Origin of the sequence: Saccharothrix mutabilis subsp. mutabilis (assembly GCF_039521145.1) — a bacterium.
GTDB lineage: Bacteria > Actinomycetota > Actinomycetes > Mycobacteriales > Pseudonocardiaceae > Actinosynnema > Actinosynnema mutabilis.
Genome location: NZ_BAAABU010000040.1, coordinates 1 through 21,053 on the forward strand (window position 1 = coordinate 1; position 21,053 = coordinate 21,053).

Consider the following 21,053-nt stretch of genomic DNA (forward strand, 5'->3'; position numbering starts at 1 on the left):
AAGCCACACCACCGCCCCATCAAGCATGACGGCCCACCCGCAGTGCACATCTTCAGCCCAACCAGCCTTAAGTAAGCGGCATTGCCCTTCGGGCAGGCCATACGGGGAGGACGGAAAAGCCCAAAAGCGGGGCGCTGCGCGCCTGGAAAGCAGGCGCTGCGCGCCCGAAGGGGGGCGTGGTGCGTGGGTGGGGGCTTGGCGGGTTAGTTTGGGTGGGTGGAACTGCGCATCTTCACCGAGCCCCAGCAGGGGGCTTCCTACGACGACCTGCTCCGCGTCGCCCGCACGGCCGAGGACGCCGGGTTCGGGGCGTTCTTCCGGTCCGACCACTACCTGAAGATGGGGTCCGCCGACGGGCTGCCCGGGCCCACCGACGCGTGGATCACGTTGGCCGGGTTGGCTCGGGAGACCAAGTCCATCCGGTTGGGCACGTTGGTCACCGCCGCCACCTTCCGGCACCCCGGGCCGCTGGCCATCTCCGTGGCCCAGGTGGACCAGATGTCCGGCGGGCGCGTCGAGTTCGGGCTCGGGTCCGGGTGGTTCGAGGAGGAGCACACCGCCTACGGGTTGCGCTTCCCCACGCTCGGCGAGCGGTTCGAGGTGTTCGAGGAGCAGTTGGAGATCGTCACCGGGTTGTGGGGCACCCCGCTCGGCGAGACGTTCTCCTTCCAGGGCAAGCACTACACGCTCAGCGACTCGCCCGCGCTGCCCAAGCCGGTCCAGCGGCCGGTGCCGGTCGTGGTGGGTGGCAAGGGGGTCAAGCGGACGCCGGCGTTGGCCGCCCGGTTCGCCACCGAGTTCAACCTTCCTTTTGTGGACATGGACTTCGCCGCCGAGCAGTTCGAGCGGGTGGACGCGGCCTGTCGGGAGATCGGGCGCGACCCCTCGACCATGACCCGGTCGGTCGCCCTGACCGCGTGCGTCGGTCGGGACGACGCCGAGGTCGCCGAGAGGGCCGCCGCGATCGGGTGGGACTTCGAGGAGCTCAAGGCCAACGGGCTCACCGGCACGGTCGCGCAGGTGCAGGACAGGATCGGGCAGTGGCGGGAGCGCACCGGGATCTCCCGGGTCTACTGCCAGGTGCTCGACCTGTCCGACCTCGACCACGTCGAGCTGATCGCGGGCGTCACGCCCTGAGCTGACCCGCCACGTCGGAGGCGGCGGTGAGCAGGACGAGCACGGGCACGGTCGCCGCGCTGCGCAGCCGGTAGCTGCCGCGCTTGTCCTGCTCCACCACGCCGGACCCGGTCAACGCCTTCAAGTGGTGGTAGAGCTGCCCGGTGGAACCCAGGCGGGCCGCCTCCTGGAGCGCCGTCGCGGGCTGGGGGCCTCCCGCCAGCAGGGAGCGGACGATGTCCACCCGCGCCGGGTGCGCCAGCGCCGCCAGCACCTCGATGCGCGGTCGGTCGGCCAGCGACAGCGCCCGCTCCGGCGTCACGTCGATGCGCCACGACACCCGCCCGCCGCCCAGCGAAACCCTTCCGCCGTAACCCAGTTCGCCGCCGCCGTCCTCGCTGTCGGGCAGCACGACCGTCTCGCGCTCGTCACCCTCCAGCGCCGCGACGCGCTGCTCCAGCTCGGCCAGCCGCTGCACCAGGTCCACTCCGGTCATCCTACGTAAGGGTCACGTGGAATTCCCGCAGCACAGCGGGGTCGTGCAGGGCCGAACGGACCAAAGTGGCGACGCGGGCGAACTCGGCGGAGTCCCCGTCCGCCAGGACGACCGCGGTCCCGACGCGGCCGTCGTGCCGGTGGGTCCTCAGGGCGACGGCGGAACCGCTGATGTCCAGCGGGTGGTCGAGGTTGCGGAGCAGGCGGTGGAGGTCGGCGGCGGCGCCTCGGGTGGACGGGGGGCGAGCGGGGACGGCGGGGGAGCGGCCCAGGACTTCCAGGCGGAGCGCGGGGTCGGTCAGGTACCGCGCCGGGTCCTCGGGGCGGCCCAGGACCTGGCGCAGGCGTTCGCCGAGCAGGGACGGGACCGGGGCGTCCGGCCAGCCCAGGCGGGCGGCGGCGGCGCGGAGGCGGGCCTCGCCCAGGCGTTGGCGCAGGAGGTCGGCGGCGGCGTGGTCGTCGAACCGGGTCAGCACCCCGGCCAGGTCGGCCAGGGTCACGAAGACGCGCGGGTCGTCCGCGACCACGCCGTTGGTCGACCTGATGCCGAGGTGCCGCAACGAGTCGCCGTGGGCGTCGGGGGCCGACCGGAACCGCTCCCACTCGGCGACCCGCACCCGTTCGGCCGGGGAGAGCGAGCCCTCGGACACCGCCCGCGCGTAACCGGCCAGGTGCACGACCCGCACTGCGGACCCGAGCGGTCGGGGTTCGTGCGCCCGGTGCGCGAACCGCCCGCCGCGCCCGTCGTCCACCACCACCGAGACGCCCGACCAGGCGGTCGACGCCGAAGCGACGGCGGGGAAGAGCAGGGTGCCGCCGAACGCGGTGAGCAGGGCTCGTCGGGTCACGGGCACGACGACTCTCCCCTCGGTGATCCGTAATTCCGGAATACTAGAGGGGAGGGTCGGCGGGTGTCAGCGGCTCTGGACGGCGAACGTCACGCCCGGCGCCACCGGCTGTTGACGCTCCAACGTGCGGTCGGTCAACGGCAGGTCGCCGTTGAGCGCGTCGACGACCGCGTCCCGCGCCATCGGCAGCACCTCGGCCACCGTCACGTCCCGGTCCAGCTCGTGCGACAGCGACGCCACCCCGGCGTCCCGGATGCCGCACGGGATGATGTCGCCGAACGCGGCCAGGTCGGCGTTGCAGTTGATCTCGAACCCGTGCATGGTCACGCCGCGCTGCACCCGGATGCCGATCGCGGCCACCTTGCGCTCGATCCCGCGCTCGTCGGCCGGGATCCACACGCCGCTGCGGCCCTCGACCCGCCCGGTGCGCACGCCGAGCTGGTCGCACACGTGGATCAGGGCCTGCTCCAGCCGCCGCACGTACTGCACGACGTCCATCGGCTCGGCCAGCCCCACGATCGGGTAGCCGACCAGCTGCCCCGGCCCGTGCCAGGTGATCTTGCCGCCGCGGTCCACGTCGATCACGGGGGTGTCCCCGCCGACCGGCCGCTCGTCGGGCTCGGTGCGCCGGCCGCACGTGTAGACGGGCGGGTGCTCCAGCAGCAGCAGCGTGTCGCCGCGCGTGCCGTCCGCCCGGGCCTCGGCGAGTTCGCGCTGGAGGTCCCACGCGGCCAGGTAGTCGATGGTGCCCAGCTCACGCACGTCGATCGGGTCGGAGGACGTGCGGCAGGAGAGTTCGCGACTGCTCACGGCTCGACCCTACGCCCACCGCTCGGGACCGGGCGAGGAGGCAGCAGGCCCAGCGCGAGCGCCGCCACCAGGCCGACACCGGTCGTGGCCAGCACCGCGCCGACCGTGTCGGTGAACCAGTGCATCTCCAGCACGACCCGGCTCGCCGCGGTCAGCACGACCGCCGCCACCGACGCCGCCACGACCCGCCGCACCAGCGCCGGCCGCAGGTGCGCGCACAGCACGACCGCGGTCACCGACACCGCCGTCACCGCCGTGACGTGGCCGCTGGGGTAGGACGGCAGGTCGTACTCCACCGGCCGCACCCGCAGGTAGAACCACCGGCTCAGCACGCTCGCCCAGCACACCGCGAGCAGCACGGCCGCCTTGAACACCAGCACGTCGCGCCCCAGCCACGCCCGCAGCACCAGGCTGACCAGCGCGATCGTGGCCAGCCCCGGGCTGAGCACCAGGCTCACCACGTCCGCCGCCCGCTCGATCCCCGGCCCGAGCCCGACCACCGCGCCGCGCAGCGTCGAGTCCAGCTCGGGCGGCGCGCCGTCCACCGACACCCCGAGCACCACCGACGCCACCGCGAGGACCACGCCGACGGACGCCGGGAACGCCCGGCTCACGCGGTGACGGCCGCCGCCACGGCCGCGCCCAGCGCCGGGTGCAGGAAGTGGAAGCCGTGGCGCTCCAGCACCTTCGGCACGGCCCGCTGCCCGGCCAGCACGCCCTCCTCGGCGATCTCGCCGAGCACGAGCTTGAGCGCGAACGCGGGCACCACCCACGGCGTCGGCCGGCCCAGCGCGTGCCCGACCGTCCGGGTGAACTCGGCGTTGGTGACCGGGCTGGGCGCGGTCACGTTCACCGGCCCGCGCACGTCGCGCTCCAGCACGAACTGGATCGCCGCGATCGCGTCGTCCAGGGAGATCCACGGCATGTACTGCCGCCCGTCGCCCAGCCGACCGCCGAGGCCGAACTTGAACAGCGGCCGGATCGCGCCGAACAACCCGCCCGACGGGCTGATCACCAGGCCCGTGCGCAGCCGCACGACGCGCTGCGACTCGGCGGCGGCGGTCGCGGCCTCCCACCGGCGGCACAGCTCGGCCAGGAACCCCGTGCCCGAGGGAGCGGTCTCGTCCACGACCGCGTCGCCGGTGTCGCCGTAGTACCCGATCGCGCTGGCGTTGACCAGCACCGGGATGCCGTGCTCGGCCACCGCCGAGGCCAGCACCTCGGTGGGGATGGTGCGGCTGTCCAGCAGCACCTGCTTGCGGGCGTCGTTCCACCGCTTGTCCGCGACCCCCGCGCCGCACAGGTTCACCACGGCGTCCACGCCGTCCAGCGCGCCCGGGTCGATGCGCCCGGCCGGCGGGTCCCAGCCGCGCTCGTCGGGCGCCGCGGGCCGCCGCCGGACCAGCCGCAGCACCTCGTGCTCTGCCCCGCGCAACGCGGCGACCAGGCTGGTGCCGAGCAAGCCGGACGACCCCGCGATCAGAACCCGCATGCCGTTGATCGTCTCGCACGGCGCGCGGTGTTGCACAGCAGCGGCGGTGTTGCCGGTGCCACAGAACGCGGAAGGGCCGCCCCGGACGTCCTCGGGGCGGCCCTTCCGCGGTGGTCGCCTAGAGGCCCAGGTCGGCCTCGAACGCGCCCTCTTCGAGGCGGTTCTTCATCGTGGTCAGGAAGCGGCCCGCGTCGGCCCCGTCCACCAGGCGGTGGTCGTAGGTCAGCGCCAGGTAGGCCATCGACCGGATCGCGATGGTGTCGTCGCCGTTCTCGTCGGTGATGACGACCGCGCGCTTCTTCACCACGCCGACGCCCAGGATGCCGACCTGCGGCTGCTGGATGATCGGGGTGTCGAACAGCGCGCCGTTGCTGCCCAGGTTGGTCAGCGAGAACGTGCCGCCGGTCAGCTCGTCCGGGGTGAGCTTGTTCGCCCGGGCGCGCGAAGCGAGGTCGTTGATCTTGTGCGACAGGCCCGCCAGGTTCAGGTCGCCCGCGTTCGCGATCACGGCGTTGAGCAGGCCGCGCTCGGTGTCGATCGCGATGCCCAGGTGCTCGGCGCCGTGGTAGACGACCTCCTTCTTCTCCTCGTCGATGGACGCGTTCAGCACCGGGTGCTGCTTGAGCGCCTCGACGGCCGCCTTGGCGAAGAAGGGCAGGAACGTCAGCTTGGTGCCCTCGCGCTGCTCGAACGCGGCCTTGGCCTTGCCCCGCAGCCGGGCGATCTTGGTGACGTCCACCTCGAACACCTGCGTGAGCTGCGCGGAGACCTGGAGCGACTCGCGCGTGCGCTGCGCGACGATCTGGCGCAGGCGGGGCAGCTTCTGCACGGTGCCGCGCTTGCCGCTGCCGTCCACGGCCGGGGTGGCGACCCGCTGGGCCGGCGCGGACGCGGCCGGGGCGGCGGGGGCGGCCGGCGCGGGAGCCGGGGCCTTGGCGGCCTCGACGGCGGCGAGCACGTCCTGCTTGCGGATGCGGCCACCGACGCCGGTGCCCTTGAGCGAGCCGAGGTCGATGCCGTTCTCGGCGGCGAGCTTGCGCACCAGCGGCGTCACGTACGGCTGGCCGTTCGACTCCTCGGACGCGGCCGGGGCGGCCTGCGCGGGCGCGGCCGGAGCGGCCTGCGGAGCCGGGGCGGCCTGCGCCGGGGCCGGAGCGGGCGCGGCGGCGGGCTTCGGAGCCTCCGGGGCCGGCGCGGGCTTGGGCGCCTCCTGGGCCGGGGCCGGGGCGGGCGCGGGGGCCGGGGCGGCCTGCGGGGCCGGGCTGCCCGAACCGATGACGGCGAGCTGACCGCCGACCTCGACGGTCTCGTCCTCGCCGGCGGTGATCTCCAGGAGGGTGCCGGCGACCGGGGACGGGATCTCGGTGTCCACCTTGTCCGTCGACACCTCCAGCAGCGGCTCGTCGACCTCGACCGCGTCGCCGACCGACTTCAGCCAGCGGGTGACGGTGCCCTCGGTGACGCTCTCGCCCAGCGCGGGCATGGTCACCGGCGTGCCGTCGGCGGCGCCGCCGACGGACTGGGCCGGAGCCGGCGCCGACTGCGGCTCGGGCTGGGCCTCCTCGGCGGGGGCCTGCGCGGCGGGCGTCTCGGCCGGGGTCTCCGGCGCGGACTGCTCCACCGGAGCGCTGTCACCGGAGCCGGAGTCGTCGCCGTCGCCGATGACGGCGAGCTCGGCGCCGACCTCGACGGTCTCGTCCTCCTGGGCGACGATCTTCTGGAGCACGCCGGCCGCGGGGGACGGGATCTCGGTGTCCACCTTGTCGGTGGAGACCTCCAGCAACGGCTCGTCGACCTCGACGCGGTCACCCTCCTGCTTCAACCAGCGGGTGACCGTGCCCTCGGTGACGCTCTCGCCGAGTGCGGGCATTTGGACGGAGAAGGCCATCGTTCGCTGACTCCTCGTGCGTGGGTCGTGGATCGGCTGACTTGAGTTGGGACGGTCAGCCGTGCACGTGCAGCGGCTTGCCGGCCAGGGCGAGGAAGGCCTCGCCGAGGGCTTCAGTCTGGGTCGGGTGGGCGTGGATCAGCGGAGCCACGTCCTCGGGGTAGGCCTCCCAGCTGTAGATCAGCTGGGCTTCGCCGATCAGCTCGCCGACCCGCTCGCCGACCATCGTGACACCCACCACCGGGCCGTCGGGGGCCTTGACCAGCTTGACGCCGCCGGCGGTCTTCAGGATCTGGCTCTTGCCGTTGCCCGCGAGGTCGTAGACGAACGTCTCCACCGAGCCGTACTTCTCCTTGGCCGCCGCCTCGGAGAGGCCGACCGAGGCGACCTCCGGCTTGCAGTAGGTGACACGCGGGATGCCCGCCTCGTCGATGACCTTGGGGTTCTGCCCGGCGATCTCCTCCGCGACGAAGATGCCCTGCTGGAACCCGCGGTGCGCGAGTTGCAGGCCGGGCACGATGTCGCCGACGGCGTAGACGTTCGGGAGGTTGGTGCGCAGGCGCTCGTCGGTGACGACGAAGCCCCGCTCGATCGCGACGCCGGCCTCCTCGTAGCCGTGGCCCGCGGTGTTCGGGCCGCGGCCGACGGCGACCAGCAGGAGGTCCGCGTCGAGCACGTCGCCGGACTCCAGGGTCACCGAGACGCCGGTGTCGGTCTGGGTGGCGCCGGTGAACCTGACGCCGGTCTTGAACTTGATGCCCCGGCGGCGGAAGGCCCGCTCCAGCTGCTTGGACGCGTACTCGTCCTCGGCGGGGACCAGGCGGGGCAGGGCCTCCACGATGGTCACGTCCGCGCCGAACGAGGCCCACACGCTGGCGAACTCGACGCCGATCACGCCGCCGCCCAGGACGACGACCTTCTCCGGGACGAAGTCCAGGTTCAGCGCCTGGTCGCTGGTGATGATCCGGCCGCCGATCTCCAGGCCGGGCAGGCTGCGCGCGTAGGAGCCGGTCGCCAGCACGACGTTCTTGCCGGTGTAGCGCTGCCCGTCCACCTCGACGGTGGTGCCGCCGACGAACGTGCCCGCGCCCTCGACCAGGGTGACCTTGTTCGCCTTCGCCAGGCCCTGCAGGCCCTTGTAGAGGCGGCCGACCACGCCGTCCTTGTACGAGTTCACGCCCGCCATGTCGATGCCCTCCAGCGAGGACTTGACCCCGAACTGGTCGCCCTCGCGGGCGTTGTCCGCGACCTCCGCCGCGTGCAGCAGCGCCTTGGTCGGGATGCAGCCGCGGTGCAGGCAGGTGCCCCCCAGCTTGTCCTTCTCGACCAGGACGACGGACAGGCCGAGCTCCGCCGCGCGGAACGCGCAGGCGTAGCCGCCCGAGCCGCCACCGAGGATCACAAGGTTGGCGGAGGTGTCGGTCACGGGATCTCCCTGGAGAGCTTGATGCCTTACTTCGCGCGGGTGCGCGCGGGTGATTGCCATCTTGTCACTAGTTCGCGAACGACGGCGACGCGGTGTCCTGTTGGGAGGATTTGGCCACGCCTTCACACGCCCGCCGGCAGCATGGGCGGCAGGAGTCTGCGCAGGAGGTGGCCCGGTGGGCCTGTTCGACCGTTTTCGCAGGAAGCAGCGCCCGGGGGTGCTGCGGGCCCCCACGTCCGCGGACACCGGCCACCTGGAGAAGTGGGCCGCACAACGGCGGGGCGTGGAGGCGTACGTCGAGCCCAAGACGACCGTGACGGAGACCACGGTCGTGCTGGTCGCGCACGACGGCGAGTGGACCCGCCGCCGCATCGACGGCGCCGAGGGCGCGCGCAGGCTGGCGAAGAAGCTGGGAATCCCGATCTACGACGCCGGAATCGTCGGCTACCCGAAGCGCATGCGCGAATACAGCCGCCGCAAGGACCAGGGTTGAGTTCGGGCCGGTCCGGTCCGTTCCGCATTGCGGCGACGAGTTCCTGCGGCCTTTGTCGAGAATTCTGGAGAAGCGGTCCTGGCACGTCTTTGATCCCCTGACGCGCAGGTAGAGCGCCTGGTGGTGCGCCGCCGACGCGGTCGGCTTGAAAAATGGGTGAAGCCGCAGTCGGGAACGTCTCGGCGTAGCGGACAAAGGCCCTTCGGTGCGACGAAAACGGGGGCCGCACCAGCCGGCGCGGCCCCCGTCGACGAATTCGGAACTCAGCCGTTGGCGGCGATGTCCGCCAGCACGGCGGCCAGCGTCCGCACCGGCACGCCCGTCCCGCCCTTGGTGGTGTACCCGTACGGCCCACCGGTGTGGAACGACGGCCCGGCGATGTCGACGTGCGCCCACGACACGCCCTCGGCCACGAACTCGCGCAGGAAGATGCCCGCCGCCAGCATGCCGCCGAACCGGTGCCCGGCGACGTTGGCGATGTCGGCCAGCCGCGAGTCCAGGTCGCCGCGCAGCTCCTCCGGCAGCGGCATGGCCCAGGCCTGCTCGCCGACCGCGCGGCCGATCGAGGCGACCCGGTCGCGGAACTCGTCGGTGCCCATCACGCCGGCGGTGCGCTTGCCCAGCGCCACGACCTGCGCGCCGGTCAGCGTGGACGTCTCGATCAGGTAGTCCGGGCCGTCCTCGCACGCGCGCACGATCGCGTCGGACAGGACCAGCCGGCCCTCGGCGTCGGTGTTGAGCACCTCGACGGTCTTGCCGCCGTACATGGTGAGCACGTCGCCCGGCCGGTAGGCGGTGCCCGACGGCATGTTCTCCGCCAGCGGCGCGTAGGCGGTGACCTCCAGCGGGAACTTCAGCTTCGCCGCCAGCACGACCGTCGCGACGACCGCCGCCGCGCCGCTCATGTCGGAGGTCATCTCGTCCATGCCCGCGGCCGGCTTGATGGAGATGCCGCCGGTGTCGAAGGTGATGCCCTTGCCGACCAGGGCGACCTTCTTGCCCGCCTTCGGGCCGCGGTAGGTGATGCGGACCAGGCGCGGCGGGCGGGACGAGCCGCCGCCGACGCCGAGGATGCCGCCGAAGCCCTGCTTGCGCAGCGCCTTCTCGTCGAGCACCTCGACCTCGACGCCGTCCAGGCCCTTGGTCAGCGCGACGGCGCGCTCGGCGAAGGAGGCCGGGAACAGGTCGTTCGGCGGGGTGTTGATCAGGTCGCGGGTGGTGCAGACGGCCTCGGCGATCAGGGTGGACGCCTTGAGCGTGGCCCGGTGCGGCCTCAGGTTGCCGGTCACCGCGAACTCGACCCGCGCGACCGGCGCGTCACCGGCGGCGGTCTTGTAGGCGGTGAACTGGTACGCGCCCAGCAGCGTGCCCTCGACCGCCGCACCGAGGTGCAGGGAGGACAGCGTGCTGACGGCGCGCTTCTTGCCGGTCAGGGCGCGGGCGGCGGCGCCAGCGGCGCGGCGGACCTGCTCCTCGGTCACCGAGCCGTCCTCGGCCGGCTTGCCCAGGCCGACGGCGATCACGACCGGGGCCGCGGTCTTGCCGAAACTCGGCAGGGACACGACCTCCTCGGCCTTGCCGGTGGCGCCCAGGGTGGACAGCACGTCCACCAGGCCGCCGTCGAACGCGGCGTCCACCGCGTCGGCCGCGCCCGCGAGGACGAGGCCGTCCGGTCCCTGGAGGGTGCCCACGACCACGGCGTCCGCGGTCGTGGTGCTCGGGTCACTGTCGGTGATGGCCAGCTTCGGCGGGGTCACTGCGGCTCCTCGACGTGGGTCCTCCCGGCACTTCCTGGTCGTGCGGCGGGAACTGGGTGGACGACTCTGGGTGTTTTCCGGACCAAGGTGGATCGTGACGAATGCTAAAGGTCTCGTTCATCCCCGCGTCCCCCGCACTCTCGATAGCGGGGAGTAACAATTAACACGATCAGGGGTCAGTCCGACGGGCGTTCGCGCTCACCCGGTCCATCTGGGACTGTTAGGCCGTGACAGTCACGCCCCGTGCCGGGGCCGTGGTGCTCGCGCTCGGCGCGACGCTGGGCGTCGGTGTCCTCACCGGACTCGCCCCGGCGGCGGCCCTCGCGGGCCCCTGGTTCCTCTTCGCCCTGCCGCTCGCCGCGCTCACCGCGCTGTGCTGCGCCTACTCCACCGCCGACCAGCACCGCGCGTACCCCGACGCGCCCGGCGGCTACGCCTACATCCGCAACCAGCTCGGCCCGTGGCCCGCGCGCATCGGCGCCAGCGCCCACCTGGTCGGGCGGGCCGGTGTCGCCGCCGCGCTGGCCGGCGCGTTCGGCGCGTACGTGTTCCCCGCCGACCGGACCCTGGCCGGGTTGGCGCTGCTCATCGGCACCGCCGCCCTGGGTCGGCACGTCCGGGGCCGCGTCGGCTGGGCGGTCGCCGTGCTCGTCGTGGGCGTGCTCGCCCTCGTCGCGCTGGTCGGCTTCACGGTGCCGCCGCCGGACAACAGCGCCGTCCCGGCGACCGCGGCCGGGTTCGACGGCATCATGGGCGCCGCATCGCTGCTGTTCATCGCCTTCACCGGCTTCGAACGGGTGACCGCGCCTCACCCGGACGGGAAGACCTTCACCGCGAAGACCCTCCACGTGGCGATCCCGGCCCTCATCGGGGTGGTCTTCATCCTGACGGCCGTGCTCGGCGTGTCGGTGTTGCGCCAACTCGGCCCGAGCAGGCTCGGCCTGTCCCCGGCGCCGCTGCGCGACGCCCTGGTCGCCGCCGACGGCCGCGCGCTGCTGCCGGTCCTGACGCTGGGCGCGGCGGTGGCGATCGTCGCGGCGCTCTCGTGGGTCCTCGCCAGTGCCCGCCGCACCCTCGCGGGCCTCGCCGAGACCGGCGACCTGCCCGCCGTCCGGGCCGGCTGGCCGCTCGACGTGGCCGGCACCGCCCTGGCCGCCGCCGCGTTCCTGCTCCTGCCCCCGACCACCGCGCTGGCCGTCGGCGCGTGCGGCACCGCCTTCTACTACGGCTTCACGAACGCCGGCGCCCGCGTCCTGCTCCACGAGGACCGCACCTGGCCCATGCGCACGGCGTGCATCGGCCTGGGGCTGTCGGTGCTGCTGGCCATGAGCGCCCCGGCGGAGGCGCTCGTGATCACCGCCGCGGGCATCGCCGTCGGTACCGGGCTGCTCGCGCTGGGGCACCTGCGGCAGCGGGTCGGGTAAGCCGAGCGAAGCTCGGACGTCCGAGCGTCGGGACAGCGATTTTCCGATGTCCCACCAGCGGCTACTGTGCTGACATGACGACCGCGTTGCCTTTCACCCGGACCCCCAACCCCACGCCGGCGACCCCGGAACGGGTCGCGGAGGTACTCGCCAAGCCGGGCTTCGGGCAGCACTTCACCGACCACATGGTGACGATCCGCTGGAACCGCGAGCAGGGCTGGCACGACGCCGCAGTCGAGCCCTACCACTCGCTGGAACTGGACCCGGCGGCGATGGTGCTGCACTACGGCCAGGCGATCTTCGAAGGGCTCAAGGCCTACCGCCGGCCCGACGGCTCGATCGCGTCCTTCCGCCCCGAGGCGAACGCCGAGCGCTTCCGCGCCTCCGCCCGCCGCATCGCCATGCCCGAGCTGCCCGACGAGCTGTTCCTGGAGTCGATCCGGGAGCTGGTCGCGGTGGACGAGCGGTGGGTGCCCGCGGGCGGCGAGGAGTCGCTGTACCTCCGGCCGTTCATGTACTCCACGGAGAAGGGCCTCGGCGTCCGCCCGTCCACCGAGTACCTCTACGTGCTGATCGCCTCGCCCGCCGGCTCCTACTTCGCCGGTGGCCTCAAGCCGGTGACGGTGTGGCTGTCCACGGAGTACGTCCGCGCGGCCCCCGGCGGCACCGGCGCGGCGAAGTTCGCGGGCAACTACGCGGCGTCGCTGGTGGCGCAGGCGCAGGCCGCCGAGCAGGGCTGCGACCAGGTCGTGTGGCTGGACGCGGTGGAGCGCCGCTGGGTCGAGGAGATGGGCGGGATGAACCTGTTCTTCGTCCTCGGTTCCGGCGCGGACGCCCGCATCGTCACGCCCGAGCTGTCCGGCGCGCTGCTGCCCGGCATCACCCGCGACTCGCTGCTGCGCCTGGCCGGCGACCTCGGCCACGCGGTCGAGGAGCGCCGGTTCTCCACCGAGGAGTGGGAGAAGAAGGCGGAGTCCGGCGAGCTGACGGAGGTCTTCGCGTGCGGCACGGCCGCCGTGATCACCCCCGTGGGCCACGTGAAGCACGCCGGCGGCCAGTTCAGCATCTCCGGCGGCGCGACCGGCGAGGTGACGATGAAGCTGCGCGAGCGGCTGACCGGCATCCAGCAGGGCACCGTCGAGGACCCGCACGGCTGGATGACCAAGCTCGCCTAGGACGCCAGGGCGCAGACGGCGAGCACCGACACGCTCGCCGTCTCGCAGGCCGCGCCGAGCACGTCGCCGGTGATCCCGCCGAAGCGCTTGCGCGTGTGCCGCACCAGCACCAGCACCAGGCCCAGGGCCAGGACCACCGCGACCGGGCCGTGGACGGGGGCCACGAAGAACCCCGCCACGGCCAGCGCGACCCACCACGCCGCCACGACCCACACCGGCTGGGTGCCGGCGACCAGCGCCCCCAGCCCCTCCGGTCGGGCCGCCGGCACGCCGCGGGCGCAGCACAGCGCGAAAGCCGCCCGGCCCGCCGCCAACGCCAGCACCACCGCGCCCCACGACACGGCCGGCAGCGCCACCGCCTGCGCCCCCAGCACGACGATCAGCGCCACCACCGCGAACGGCCCGGCCCCGCCGTCCTTCATCACGGCCAGCGCCCGCTCCGGAGGCCCGTAGCACCCGAGCCCGTCGGCGGTGTCGGCCAGCCCGTCCAGGTGCATCCCGCGCGTGGCCAGCGCCAGCCCGCCGACGACCAGGAAACCCGCGAGCGACGGCGGCGCGCCCAGCCACGACAGGCCGGCCAGCACCAGCGCCGCCACACCGCCCAGCAGCACCCCGACCACCGGGGCCCACGTGATCGCCCGCCGCGCCGCGCGACCGTCCACGTGGGACACCCGGATCGGCAGGACGGTCAGCCAGGTCAGCGCCAGCCGCATCAGGCCGGCCCGGAGACGCCCGCGCCCTCGAAGGTCGCCATCTCCGCCAACACCTTCGCCGCCATCGCGACCAGCGGCAGCGCGGCCACCGCGCCGGAGCCCTCGCCCAGGCGCATCTCGAAGTCCAGCAGCGGTTCCAGGCTCAGGTGGTTCAGCGCGATCGAGTGCGCGGGCTCGACCGACCGGTGCCCGGCCACCCACCACTCGCGCGCGCCCGGGGCCAGCTCCTCGGCCACGATCGCCGCCGCGCCGACCACGACCCCGTCCAGGATGACCGGCGTCCTGCGCACGGCCGCCTGCGCGAGGAACCCGGCCATCGCCGCGATGTCCGCGCCGGACGCCGTCGCCAGCAGCCGCACGGGGTCGCTGAGCACCGGCCGGGCCCGGCGCAGCGCGTCGCGGATGGCGGCGGTCTTGCGCATCCAGCCCCGGTCGTCGACGCCGGTCCCGCGGCCCACCACGGCCACCGGCTCCGAGCCGGTCAGCGCGGCGATCAGGACGGCCGCGGGCGTGGTGTTGCCGATGCCCATGTCCCCGGCGATCAGCAGGTCCGCGCCGCCGTCCACCTCGTCGTCGGCGAGCTTGCGGCCCAGTTCGACGGCCCGCTCGGCCTCGTCGAGGGTCAACGCGTCCTCGCGGTCGATCGACCCGGAACCGCGGCGGATCCTGGCGTCGCCGACGGAGGTCTCGGAGTCCACCGCCACGTCCACCACGCGGACCGTCGCGCCGGCCACCGTGGCCAGCACGTTGACCGCCGCGCCGCCGTCGAGGAAGTTCGCCACCATCTGCCCGGTGACCTCGCTGGGGTAGGCGGACACGCCGTGCCGCGCCACCCCGTGGTCGCCCGCGAACACGACGACCCGGGGCCGGGTGAACGGCCGCGGCGGGCACGCGCCCTGGCACGCGGACACCCAGACGCCCAGCTCCTCCAGCTTGCCCAACGACCCCGCGGGCTTGGTCAGCACGCCGTGGCGCGCGACGGCCTGGCGGCGCGCGTCCTCGCTCGGCGGCTCCACGGGCGGGAACTCGACGGTCACCGACTACCTCCGGCTTCGCGCAGTCGCAGTGGGATTCCCGCGACGACCAGCAAGACCTCGTCGCAGACCTCGGCCAGCCGCGCGTTGAGCGAGCCGAGGTGATCGCGGAAGAGCCTGCCAGAGCGGGTGCTGGGCACGACGCCGAGGCCGACCTCGGCGGACACCAGCACCAGCCGGGTCTTCGTCTGGGCGACCGCGTTGACCAGGGCGGTGCACTCGCGCTCCACCTCGCCGACGCCGTGGCCCTCCCACGCGCCCGCGTCGTCCAGCGCGCCGGCGAGCCAGGTGGCCAGGTCGTCGACCAGGATCGGCGGGTCGGTGGCCGCGGTGGCGGTGAGCAGCGCGGTGAGGTCGTGGGGGGCGGGCGCTTCGACGGTGTGCCACGTGGCGGGGCGGCGGGCGACGTGCTGGGCGATCCGCAGCTCCCAGTCCGCGTCGTCCGGGTAGCGCCGCGCGGTCGCGACGTACGTGACGACGTCGTCGGTGAGCAGCCCTTCCGCGTGCGCGGACTTGCCCGACCGCGCGCCGCCGAGGACCAGTGTCCGACTCGTCACACCGCACCCCATCCGGTCTGTTTGGACATAGCCTGGCGAACGTTACCCGGCGGACATCGGGAGGAGCCGGACGTGGAGTACCGGTGGCGCTACCAGGACGAGAGCGGCCGTGAGGTGGACGGCCCGACGGTGGTGTTCGCGGACCAGACCGAGGCCGAGGACTGGTTCGGTGCGGAGTGGCCGGCGCTGCGCGACGCGGGCGTGGCCCAGGTGACGCTGCTGCGCGCCGAGTCCGAGGTGTACGGCCCGATGTCGCTGGCCCCCGCCGAGTAGGCGTCGCGGCCCGGGACCGGCTCCGCGCGAAGCGGTGTGAACGGCGAGGGCCCCACCCGTCGGCGCGGACGGGGCCCTCGCGCGCGGTCACGGGGTGACGGTCAGGCGCGGGTCGGTCTCGACCACGCCCTCCAGCACCTCGTCGATCTTCTTGAGCAGCTCGTCCTCCAGCTTCACGCCGGCGGCCTTCACGTTCTCGTGCACCTGCTCCGGCCGGGACGCGCCGATGATCGCGGACGCCACGTTCGGGTTCTGCAGCACCCACGCGACGGCGAGCTGGGCCGGCGACAGCCCCGCCTCGTCGGCCAGCGGCTTGAGCTGCTGGACCTTGTTCAGCACGTCGTCGCGCATGAACCGCTGGATGAACTTCGAGCCGTTCTCGTCGGTCGCGCGCGAGCCCTCCGGCACCGGCTGACCCGGCAGGTACTTGCCGGTCAGCACGCCCTGCGCGATGGGGGACCAGACGATCTGGCTGATGCCCTCGCGCTCGGAGGTCGGCACCACCTGCGACTCGATGACCCGCCACAGCATCGAGTACTGCGGCTGGTTGGAGATGAACGGCACCTTCAGCTCGCGGGCCAGCGCGGCGCCCTGGGCGATCTGGTCGGCGTTCCACTCCGAGACGCCGATGTAGAGCGCCTTGCCCTGGCGGACGATGTCGGCGAAGGCCAGCATCGTCTCTTCCAGCGGGGTGGTCCGGTCGAACCGGTGCGCCTGGTACAGGTCCACGTAGTCGGTCTGGAGGCGCTGGAGCGAGCCGTCGATGGACTCCATGATGTGCTTGCGGCCGAGCCCCTTGTCGTTGGGGCCGCCGGGGCCGGTCGGCCAGAAGACCTTGGTGAAGATCTCCAGCGACTGGCGGCGCTCACCCTTGAGGGCGCGGCCGAGCACCTCTTCGGCCTTCGTGTTGGCGTACACGTCGGCGGTGTCGAAGGTCGTGATGCCGGCGTCGAGCGCGGCGCGGACGCAAGCGGTCGCCTGCTCCTCCTCGACCTGGGAGCCGTGGGTGAGCCAGTTGCCGTACGAGATCTCGCTGATGTTGAGGCCGCTGCGGCCGAGGCGTCGGAACTCCATGGGCCCCAGCCTAGACCCGGATCGTTCGGCAAGCTAATGAACTACCGGAGCCCGCACGCTGCGGTCCTGCCCCCGCGAGGCCGCGACAGGCCGACTTCCGGGCGGCCGAGCCGCGCGACGCCAGTCGGGCAATCAGACACGGTCGCCGTAGGTCACGCGCGGCTTGGGCACGCGCAGCCGCCGGAGCTGGCTGGCCCGGATGAACGAGTACCAGCCGATCGACAGGCCGCGCGAGGTGTCCTGCGGGAACTTCGCCCGCACGCGCTTGGTCACGTACCGGCCCAGCACGAAGCCCTCCACGACCATCGCGAGCAGCATGAACGTGGTCACCAGGGTCGCGTACTGCTGCACCTGCGGTGACGGCACGAGCAGGGCCACGAAGACCAGGATCGCCAACGGCATGAACAGGCCCATGAGGTTGCGGCGCGAGTCGACCACGTCGCGGATGTAGGCCTTCACCGGGCCGCGGTCGCGGGGCAGCAGGTACTTGTCCTCGCCGGCCATCATGCGCTGGCGGCGCTCGACGGCGGCGGCGCGGCGCTCTTCCTTGGACACCTTGTTCCCGCGCATGCGCTTGAGCGCCTCGCGCTGCGTGCGCGGCGGCGGGGGCACGGGGCCCCGGCGCTTGCCCTCCGCCTCGCGGCGCTTGGGGGTGGGCCTGCCCTTGCCGGGTGTGCGCGAGGCGTCGCCGGGCGTCACCTCCGCCTGGGTCTCTTCGGCGGCGGGGGTGGCTTCGTCGGCATTGCGGCGCAGGAACCTCACGCACCAAGAGTAGGAGATGCCCGGTTCCGTACCCTTCGCGAGGTGCGAGTTGTTATTGCGCCGGACTGCTTCGGCGGAACGTTGACCGCGCGGGAGGCCGCCGAGGCCGTCGCGGAGGGCTGGCGCCGCGCCGCCCCCGACGACGAGCTGGTGCCGCGTCCCCTGGCCGACGGCGGACCCGGGTTCGTGGACGTGCTGCACGCCGCCCTCGGCGGCACCCTGCACGACCTCGACGTGACCGGTCCCCGCGGCGAACGCGTGCGGGCCGTGTGGCTGGAGCACGAGGGCACCGCCTACGTCGAGTCCGCCCAGGCCTGTGGCCTGCACCTCATCCCGAAGGAGGAGCGGCCCGCCACGGCGGAGACCGCGACCACCCGGGGCGTGGGGGAGCTGGTCGCCGACGCCGACCGGACCTGTCACACGATCGTGGTGGGCCTGGGCGGTTCGGCCACCACCGACGGCGGCGCGGGCCTGCGCGAGGTCGTGACCGGCGTCAACGCCAAGCTGGTGGCCGCCTCCGACGTCGAGAACCCGCTGCTCGGGCCGCACGGGGCCGCCCACACGTTCGGGCCGCAGAAGGGCGCGTCGCCCGAGGCCGTGGCCCGGCTGGAGGAGCGCCTGGCGGCCATGCCCGAACTCGCGCCCGTGCGCGACCTGCCCGGCGCGGGCGCGGCCGGCGGACTGGGCGCCGCGCTGCTCGCGCTGGGCGCCGAGGTGACGTCCGGCGCGGGTCTCGTGCGCCGGCTCACCGAGCTGGACCAGGCGCTGGACGGCGCCGACCTGGCCGTCACCGGCGAGGGCAGCTTCGACTGGCAGTCGCTGCGCGGGAAGCTCATCACCGCCGTCGCGGGCGGCGCGGCCGAGCGTGGCATCCCGTGCCTGGTGCTCGCGGGCCAGGTCAGCGTGGGTCGGCGGGAGGCCGCGGCGGCCGGCGTGCAGGAGTCGTACTCGGTCACCGAGCACGCCGGGTCGGTGGAGAAGTCCATGTCGGACCCGGCCGGCACCCTCGCCGCGCTCGCCCAGGACGTGGCGAGGCAGTGGTCACACCACGCCCGCTGAGGGTTGTGCGACCATGGGTGTTAAGGAACAAAGCGGGTACCGCCCGTGTTTGCTGGGAAGAGATGCCCGCAAAGGACCTCTGAGGGAGAGCCATGACGACCGCTCAGGATGCAGCCACCTCGACTCCTGACGCACCGCCCACCCACGGCGTCACGTTGACCGACGCGGCGGCAGTGAAGGCCAAGGCGCTGCTCGACCAGGAGGGCCGCGACGACATGCACCTGCGCATCGCCGTGCAGCCCGGTGGCTGCGCCGGCCTGCGCTACCAGCTGTTCTTCGACGAGCGCACGCTGGACGGCGACGCCCTGCGCGACTTCAACGGCCTCAAGGTCGCTGTGGACCGCATGTCGGCCCCGTACGTCGAGGGCGCGGTGATCGACTTCGTCGACACGATCGAGAAGCAGGGCTTCACGATCGACAACCCGAACGCGGGCGGCTCGTGCGCCTGCGGCGACTCGTTCCACTGAGTCGGCACGGAACCTCAAGGCCCCCGCCGCGGCGGGGGCCTTTTCCGTCGCCCGGGGTGGTGGTGGGGTCAGACGTAGGCGTCCAGGTCGTCCACCTGGGCCGCGTTGGCGTCGGTCACCTGCCACTTGGCCGCCGCCCGGGGCTCGGGCAGCACCTTCTCCGTCGGCCGCAGCTCGGCCGGCACCTCGGTGCAGTCGTCGATCAGCTCGTCCAGCGTGTCCGCCTCGGTGTTCCTCACCTGCGCGACGGTAGGCCGGTCATCGGATTGACAAAAGCCCTACCGGGCGGTAGCCGTCCGGTAGGGCTCCTGTCGTCCGGGCGGCGCTAGGCCGCGGCGAGCGCGGGTTCCAGCGGTCGCGAGTGGTCGTGGCCCCGGCGCACCAGGCGCCCGAGGAACAACGCCACCAGCACCCCCAGGACCGCCGGCACGGCCCCCACGGCCGCGATCCACTGCAACCCGAACCCGCCGCTGATGACCGCCCCGCCGATCATCGGCCCGAACGCGGCGGCCACGTTGAACGCCGAGATGTTCACCGAGGCCACCAGCCCCGCCGCCGACCCGGCCTGACCCATCAGGAACGTGTGCAGCAGCGGCCCGGCCGCGAACGCGCTGGCGCCCAGCACGAACACCCCCACGACGGCCGTCACCTTCGTCTCCAGCAGGAAGCCCTGCGCCAGCAGCAGCGCGGTCAGGGCGGCCAGCGGGATCGGCAGCACCTTCGGGATGGCCGCGGGCTGGACGCGGCCGGCGATCGTGCTGCCGACCATCGTGCCCAGGCCGTAGATCAGCAGCACCCCGGTCACCCAGGCCGGGCTGAACCCGCTCACGTCCCGCAGCGCCGGCGCCACGTAGGTGAAGGCGGTGATCATGCCGGTGAACGCGAGGACGGTCGTGAGCAGCCCGAACAGCACCGTCCGGCGGCTGAACGCGAACATGCTGGCCCGGAACCCGGCATCGGGCTCGTGCGCCACCTTCGGCGCGCCCAGCACCACCCCGAGCAGCCCGACGAGGGTCAACGCGGCGACCACGGCGAACGACCCGCGCCAGCCGTAGTTCTGGCCGACCAGCGTGCCGACCGGGATGCCCAGGATGGTGGAGAGGGCGACCCCGTTGACGATCTTGGCGATGGCCGCGGTCTGCTTCTCCGGCGGCACCGCCGCCACCGCCACCTGCGAGGCGACGGCGAAGAACAGGCCCTGGGAGAGCGCGGCGACCATGCGCGCGGTCATGAGCAGTTCGTAGTTGGGCGCGAGCGCCGAGGCCGTGGAGGCCAGCAACGCCAGCGCCATGACGGCGATGAGGAGGGACCGGCGCGGCAGCCGCCCGGTCAGGACGGTCAACACGGGTCCGCCGACGGCGACGGACACCGCGTAGGCGGTGACCAGCAGGCCCGCGGTCGGCAGCGCGACCCCCAAGTCCGCGGCGACCTCGGGGAGCACACCGACGACGATGAACTCCGAGGTACCCACCGCGAACGCGCACAGCATCAGAACGAGAGCGATCACGGGGGAGACGCTAAAGTGTGACACTGACGTCAGGGTCAAGCTTGCGTGATCGTCGGCTCTTTTGCGGCGGAGGGGGAATACGGGTGCTGATCGGCGAACTCGCGGAGAAGACGGGGACCACGGTCCGCATGCTGCGGTACTACGACCAGCACGGACTCCTGAAGCCGAAGCGGACGGAGTCGCGGTACCGGGTGTACGACGAGGCCGACGTGGAGCGCGTGCGCAGCGTGCGGTGCCTGATCTCGTCGGGCCTGAACGTGCGCCTGGTCCGGTTGGTGCTCGCCCACGCGCTGGGCGAGGAGGTGGACCTGCCGGCGGACGAGGCGGGGTGCGTGCCGTTGCTGGAGATGTTGCAGGAGGAGCTGAGCTCGCTGGAGGACCGGATCGCGGGCTTGGAGCGCAGCAAGACCCACCTGACCCGGCTGGTGGGTGACGTGGAGGTCATCCTGGCGAAGAAACGAGCAGCCAAGCACACTTCAGCCGAGGTGCACGCTTAAACCGCCTCCAACGCACACTTTTGCCGCGCAGCGGCGCTTTTCACCGCGCGAAGCGCGGTCACTGTTAGCTACAGGAAGGGCTTCGGTTCCCCCACCGTATGACCTGCCCGAAGGGCAATGCCGCTTACTTAAGGCTGGTTGGGCTGAAGATGTGCACTGCGGGTGGGCCGTCATGCTTGATGGGGC

The 21,053-nt window shown here is 73.0% G+C and carries 23 protein-coding genes; 8 read left to right on the forward strand and 15 right to left on the reverse strand.

Annotated elements, in window-relative coordinates:
* The first annotated feature begins 216 nt into the window (after positions 1–216).
* Positions 217–1,137: an LLM class F420-dependent oxidoreductase gene (locus ABD126_RS38135; RefSeq protein ID WP_343940472.1), complete on the forward strand. Its 921-nt coding sequence runs from the start codon at positions 217–219 to the stop codon at positions 1,135–1,137.
* Here the strand turns inward: ABD126_RS38135 and ABD126_RS38140 are convergent.
* The 7 genes from ABD126_RS38140 to lpdA all read right to left on the reverse strand — a co-directional run bounded on the left by ABD126_RS38140 (position 1,127) and on the right by lpdA (position 8,075).
* Complete coding sequence (locus ABD126_RS38140) at positions 1,127–1,612, reverse strand: ArsR/SmtB family transcription factor (protein ID WP_343940474.1); 486 nt, start codon at positions 1,610–1,612, stop codon at positions 1,127–1,129. The genes ABD126_RS38135 and ABD126_RS38140 overlap by 11 nt on opposite strands.
* A 1-nt stretch (position 1,613) precedes the next feature.
* Positions 1,614–2,465, reverse strand: a complete 852-nt coding sequence (locus ABD126_RS38145; RefSeq protein ID WP_343940476.1) for a serine hydrolase — start codon at positions 2,463–2,465, stop codon at positions 1,614–1,616.
* Positions 2,466–2,525: 60 nt separating this feature from the next.
* Positions 2,526–3,269 (reverse strand): lipoyl(octanoyl) transferase LipB, encoded by a 744-nt coding sequence (lipB, locus tag ABD126_RS38150; protein ID WP_343940478.1) that lies wholly within the window; start codon positions 3,267–3,269, stop codon positions 2,526–2,528.
* Positions 3,266–3,883 carry a phosphatase PAP2 family protein gene (locus ABD126_RS38155; RefSeq protein ID WP_343940480.1) on the reverse strand — a complete coding sequence of 206 codons (618 nt, stop codon included), beginning with the start codon at positions 3,881–3,883 and terminating at the stop codon, positions 3,266–3,268. The genes lipB and ABD126_RS38155 overlap by 4 nt, the downstream gene beginning before the upstream one ends.
* A complete protein-coding gene (locus ABD126_RS38160; protein WP_343940482.1) occupies positions 3,880–4,761 on the reverse strand; it encodes a TIGR01777 family oxidoreductase in 882 nt (293 codons plus the stop codon). The genes ABD126_RS38155 and ABD126_RS38160 overlap by 4 nt, the downstream gene beginning before the upstream one ends.
* Before the next feature lie 118 nt (positions 4,762–4,879).
* A complete protein-coding gene (gene sucB / locus ABD126_RS38165; protein ID WP_343940484.1) occupies positions 4,880–6,649 on the reverse strand; it encodes a 2-oxoglutarate dehydrogenase, E2 component, dihydrolipoamide succinyltransferase in 1,770 nt (589 codons plus the stop codon).
* A gap of 55 nt (positions 6,650–6,704) precedes the next feature.
* Complete coding sequence (gene lpdA / locus ABD126_RS38170) at positions 6,705–8,075, reverse strand: dihydrolipoyl dehydrogenase (protein WP_343940486.1); 1,371 nt, start codon at positions 8,073–8,075, stop codon at positions 6,705–6,707.
* 175 nt (positions 8,076–8,250) lie between these two features.
* Here lpdA and ABD126_RS38175 point away from each other — a divergent pair, with 175 nt between their 5' ends.
* On the forward strand, positions 8,251–8,568 hold the full coding sequence (locus ABD126_RS38175; RefSeq protein WP_343940488.1) for an oxidoreductase: 318 nt from the start codon (positions 8,251–8,253) through the stop codon (positions 8,566–8,568).
* Positions 8,569–8,831: 263 nt separating this feature from the next.
* Here the strand turns inward: ABD126_RS38175 and ABD126_RS38180 are convergent, their stop codons facing one another.
* Positions 8,832–10,325: a leucyl aminopeptidase gene (locus ABD126_RS38180; RefSeq protein WP_343940490.1), complete on the reverse strand. Its 1,494-nt coding sequence runs from the start codon at positions 10,323–10,325 to the stop codon at positions 8,832–8,834.
* A 227-nt stretch (positions 10,326–10,552) separates the two neighbouring features.
* On the opposite strand from ABD126_RS38180, the gene ABD126_RS38185 reads away from it, so the two are divergent.
* Both ABD126_RS38185 and ABD126_RS38190 read left to right on the forward strand, forming a co-directional pair.
* The gene (locus ABD126_RS38185) at positions 10,553–11,749 is read left to right on the forward strand and encodes an amino acid permease (RefSeq protein WP_343940492.1); all 1,197 of its coding nucleotides are present in this window, start codon (positions 10,553–10,555) and stop codon (positions 11,747–11,749) included.
* Between the two features lie 74 nt (positions 11,750–11,823).
* Complete coding sequence (locus ABD126_RS38190) at positions 11,824–12,924, forward strand: branched-chain amino acid aminotransferase (protein WP_343940494.1); 1,101 nt, start codon at positions 11,824–11,826, stop codon at positions 12,922–12,924.
* On the opposite strand, the gene ABD126_RS38195 is transcribed toward ABD126_RS38190, so the two are convergent.
* Genes ABD126_RS38195 through cobU form a run of 3 tightly spaced genes read right to left on the reverse strand, consistent with a single transcriptional unit; the run spans position 12,921 to position 15,228 of the window.
* Entirely contained in the window at positions 12,921–13,637 is a 717-nt protein-coding gene (locus tag ABD126_RS38195; RefSeq protein WP_343940496.1) for an adenosylcobinamide-GDP ribazoletransferase, read from the reverse strand. The genes ABD126_RS38190 and ABD126_RS38195 overlap by 4 nt on opposite strands.
* Positions 13,637–14,674 carry a nicotinate-nucleotide--dimethylbenzimidazole phosphoribosyltransferase gene (gene cobT / locus ABD126_RS38200; RefSeq protein ID WP_343940498.1) on the reverse strand — a complete coding sequence of 346 codons (1,038 nt, stop codon included), beginning with the start codon at positions 14,672–14,674 and terminating at the stop codon, positions 13,637–13,639. The genes ABD126_RS38195 and cobT overlap by 1 nt, the downstream gene beginning before the upstream one ends.
* Complete coding sequence (gene cobU, locus ABD126_RS38205) at positions 14,671–15,228, reverse strand: bifunctional adenosylcobinamide kinase/adenosylcobinamide-phosphate guanylyltransferase (protein WP_343940500.1); 558 nt, start codon at positions 15,226–15,228, stop codon at positions 14,671–14,673. Before cobU ends, cobT begins: the two co-directional genes overlap by 4 nt.
* A 72-nt stretch (positions 15,229–15,300) precedes the next feature.
* Between cobU and ABD126_RS38210 the strand changes: the two genes are divergently transcribed.
* Positions 15,301–15,501, forward strand: coding sequence for a hypothetical protein (locus ABD126_RS38210; RefSeq protein WP_343940502.1), 201 nt, complete (start codon positions 15,301–15,303; stop codon positions 15,499–15,501).
* 87 nt (positions 15,502–15,588) lie between these two features.
* On the opposite strand, the gene ABD126_RS38215 is transcribed toward ABD126_RS38210, so the two are convergent.
* Together ABD126_RS38215 and ABD126_RS38220 are read right to left on the reverse strand one after the other, a co-directional pair.
* Positions 15,589–16,575 carry an aldo/keto reductase family protein gene (locus tag ABD126_RS38215; RefSeq protein WP_343940504.1) on the reverse strand — a complete coding sequence of 329 codons (987 nt, stop codon included), beginning with the start codon at positions 16,573–16,575 and terminating at the stop codon, positions 15,589–15,591.
* Positions 16,576–16,707: 132 nt separating this feature from the next.
* Positions 16,708–17,337 (reverse strand): DUF3043 domain-containing protein, encoded by a 630-nt coding sequence (locus ABD126_RS38220; RefSeq protein WP_343940506.1) that lies wholly within the window; start codon positions 17,335–17,337, stop codon positions 16,708–16,710.
* A 42-nt stretch (positions 17,338–17,379) separates the two neighbouring features.
* On the opposite strand from ABD126_RS38220, the gene ABD126_RS38225 reads away from it, so the two are divergent.
* Entirely contained in the window at positions 17,380–18,396 is a 1,017-nt protein-coding gene (locus ABD126_RS38225) for a glycerate kinase family protein (RefSeq protein ID WP_343940508.1), read from the forward strand.
* A gap of 92 nt (positions 18,397–18,488) precedes the next feature.
* Positions 18,489–18,863: a HesB/IscA family protein gene (locus ABD126_RS38230; RefSeq protein WP_121221943.1), complete on the forward strand. Its 375-nt coding sequence runs from the start codon at positions 18,489–18,491 to the stop codon at positions 18,861–18,863.
* 68 nt (positions 18,864–18,931) lie between these two features.
* Here ABD126_RS38230 and ABD126_RS38235 read toward each other — a convergent pair whose 3' ends face one another.
* A complete protein-coding gene (locus ABD126_RS38235) occupies positions 18,932–19,102 on the reverse strand; it encodes a hypothetical protein (protein ID WP_343940510.1) in 171 nt (56 codons plus the stop codon).
* Positions 19,103–19,188: 86 nt separating this feature from the next.
* Complete coding sequence (locus ABD126_RS38240) at positions 19,189–20,370, reverse strand: MFS transporter (RefSeq protein ID WP_343940512.1); 1,182 nt, start codon at positions 20,368–20,370, stop codon at positions 19,189–19,191.
* Positions 20,371–20,453: 83 nt separating this feature from the next.
* Here ABD126_RS38240 and ABD126_RS38245 point away from each other — a divergent pair, with 83 nt between their 5' ends.
* Positions 20,454–20,867, forward strand: a complete 414-nt coding sequence (locus tag ABD126_RS38245) for a MerR family transcriptional regulator (protein ID WP_343940514.1) — start codon at positions 20,454–20,456, stop codon at positions 20,865–20,867.
* The last annotated feature ends 186 nt before the right edge of the window (positions 20,868–21,053 follow it).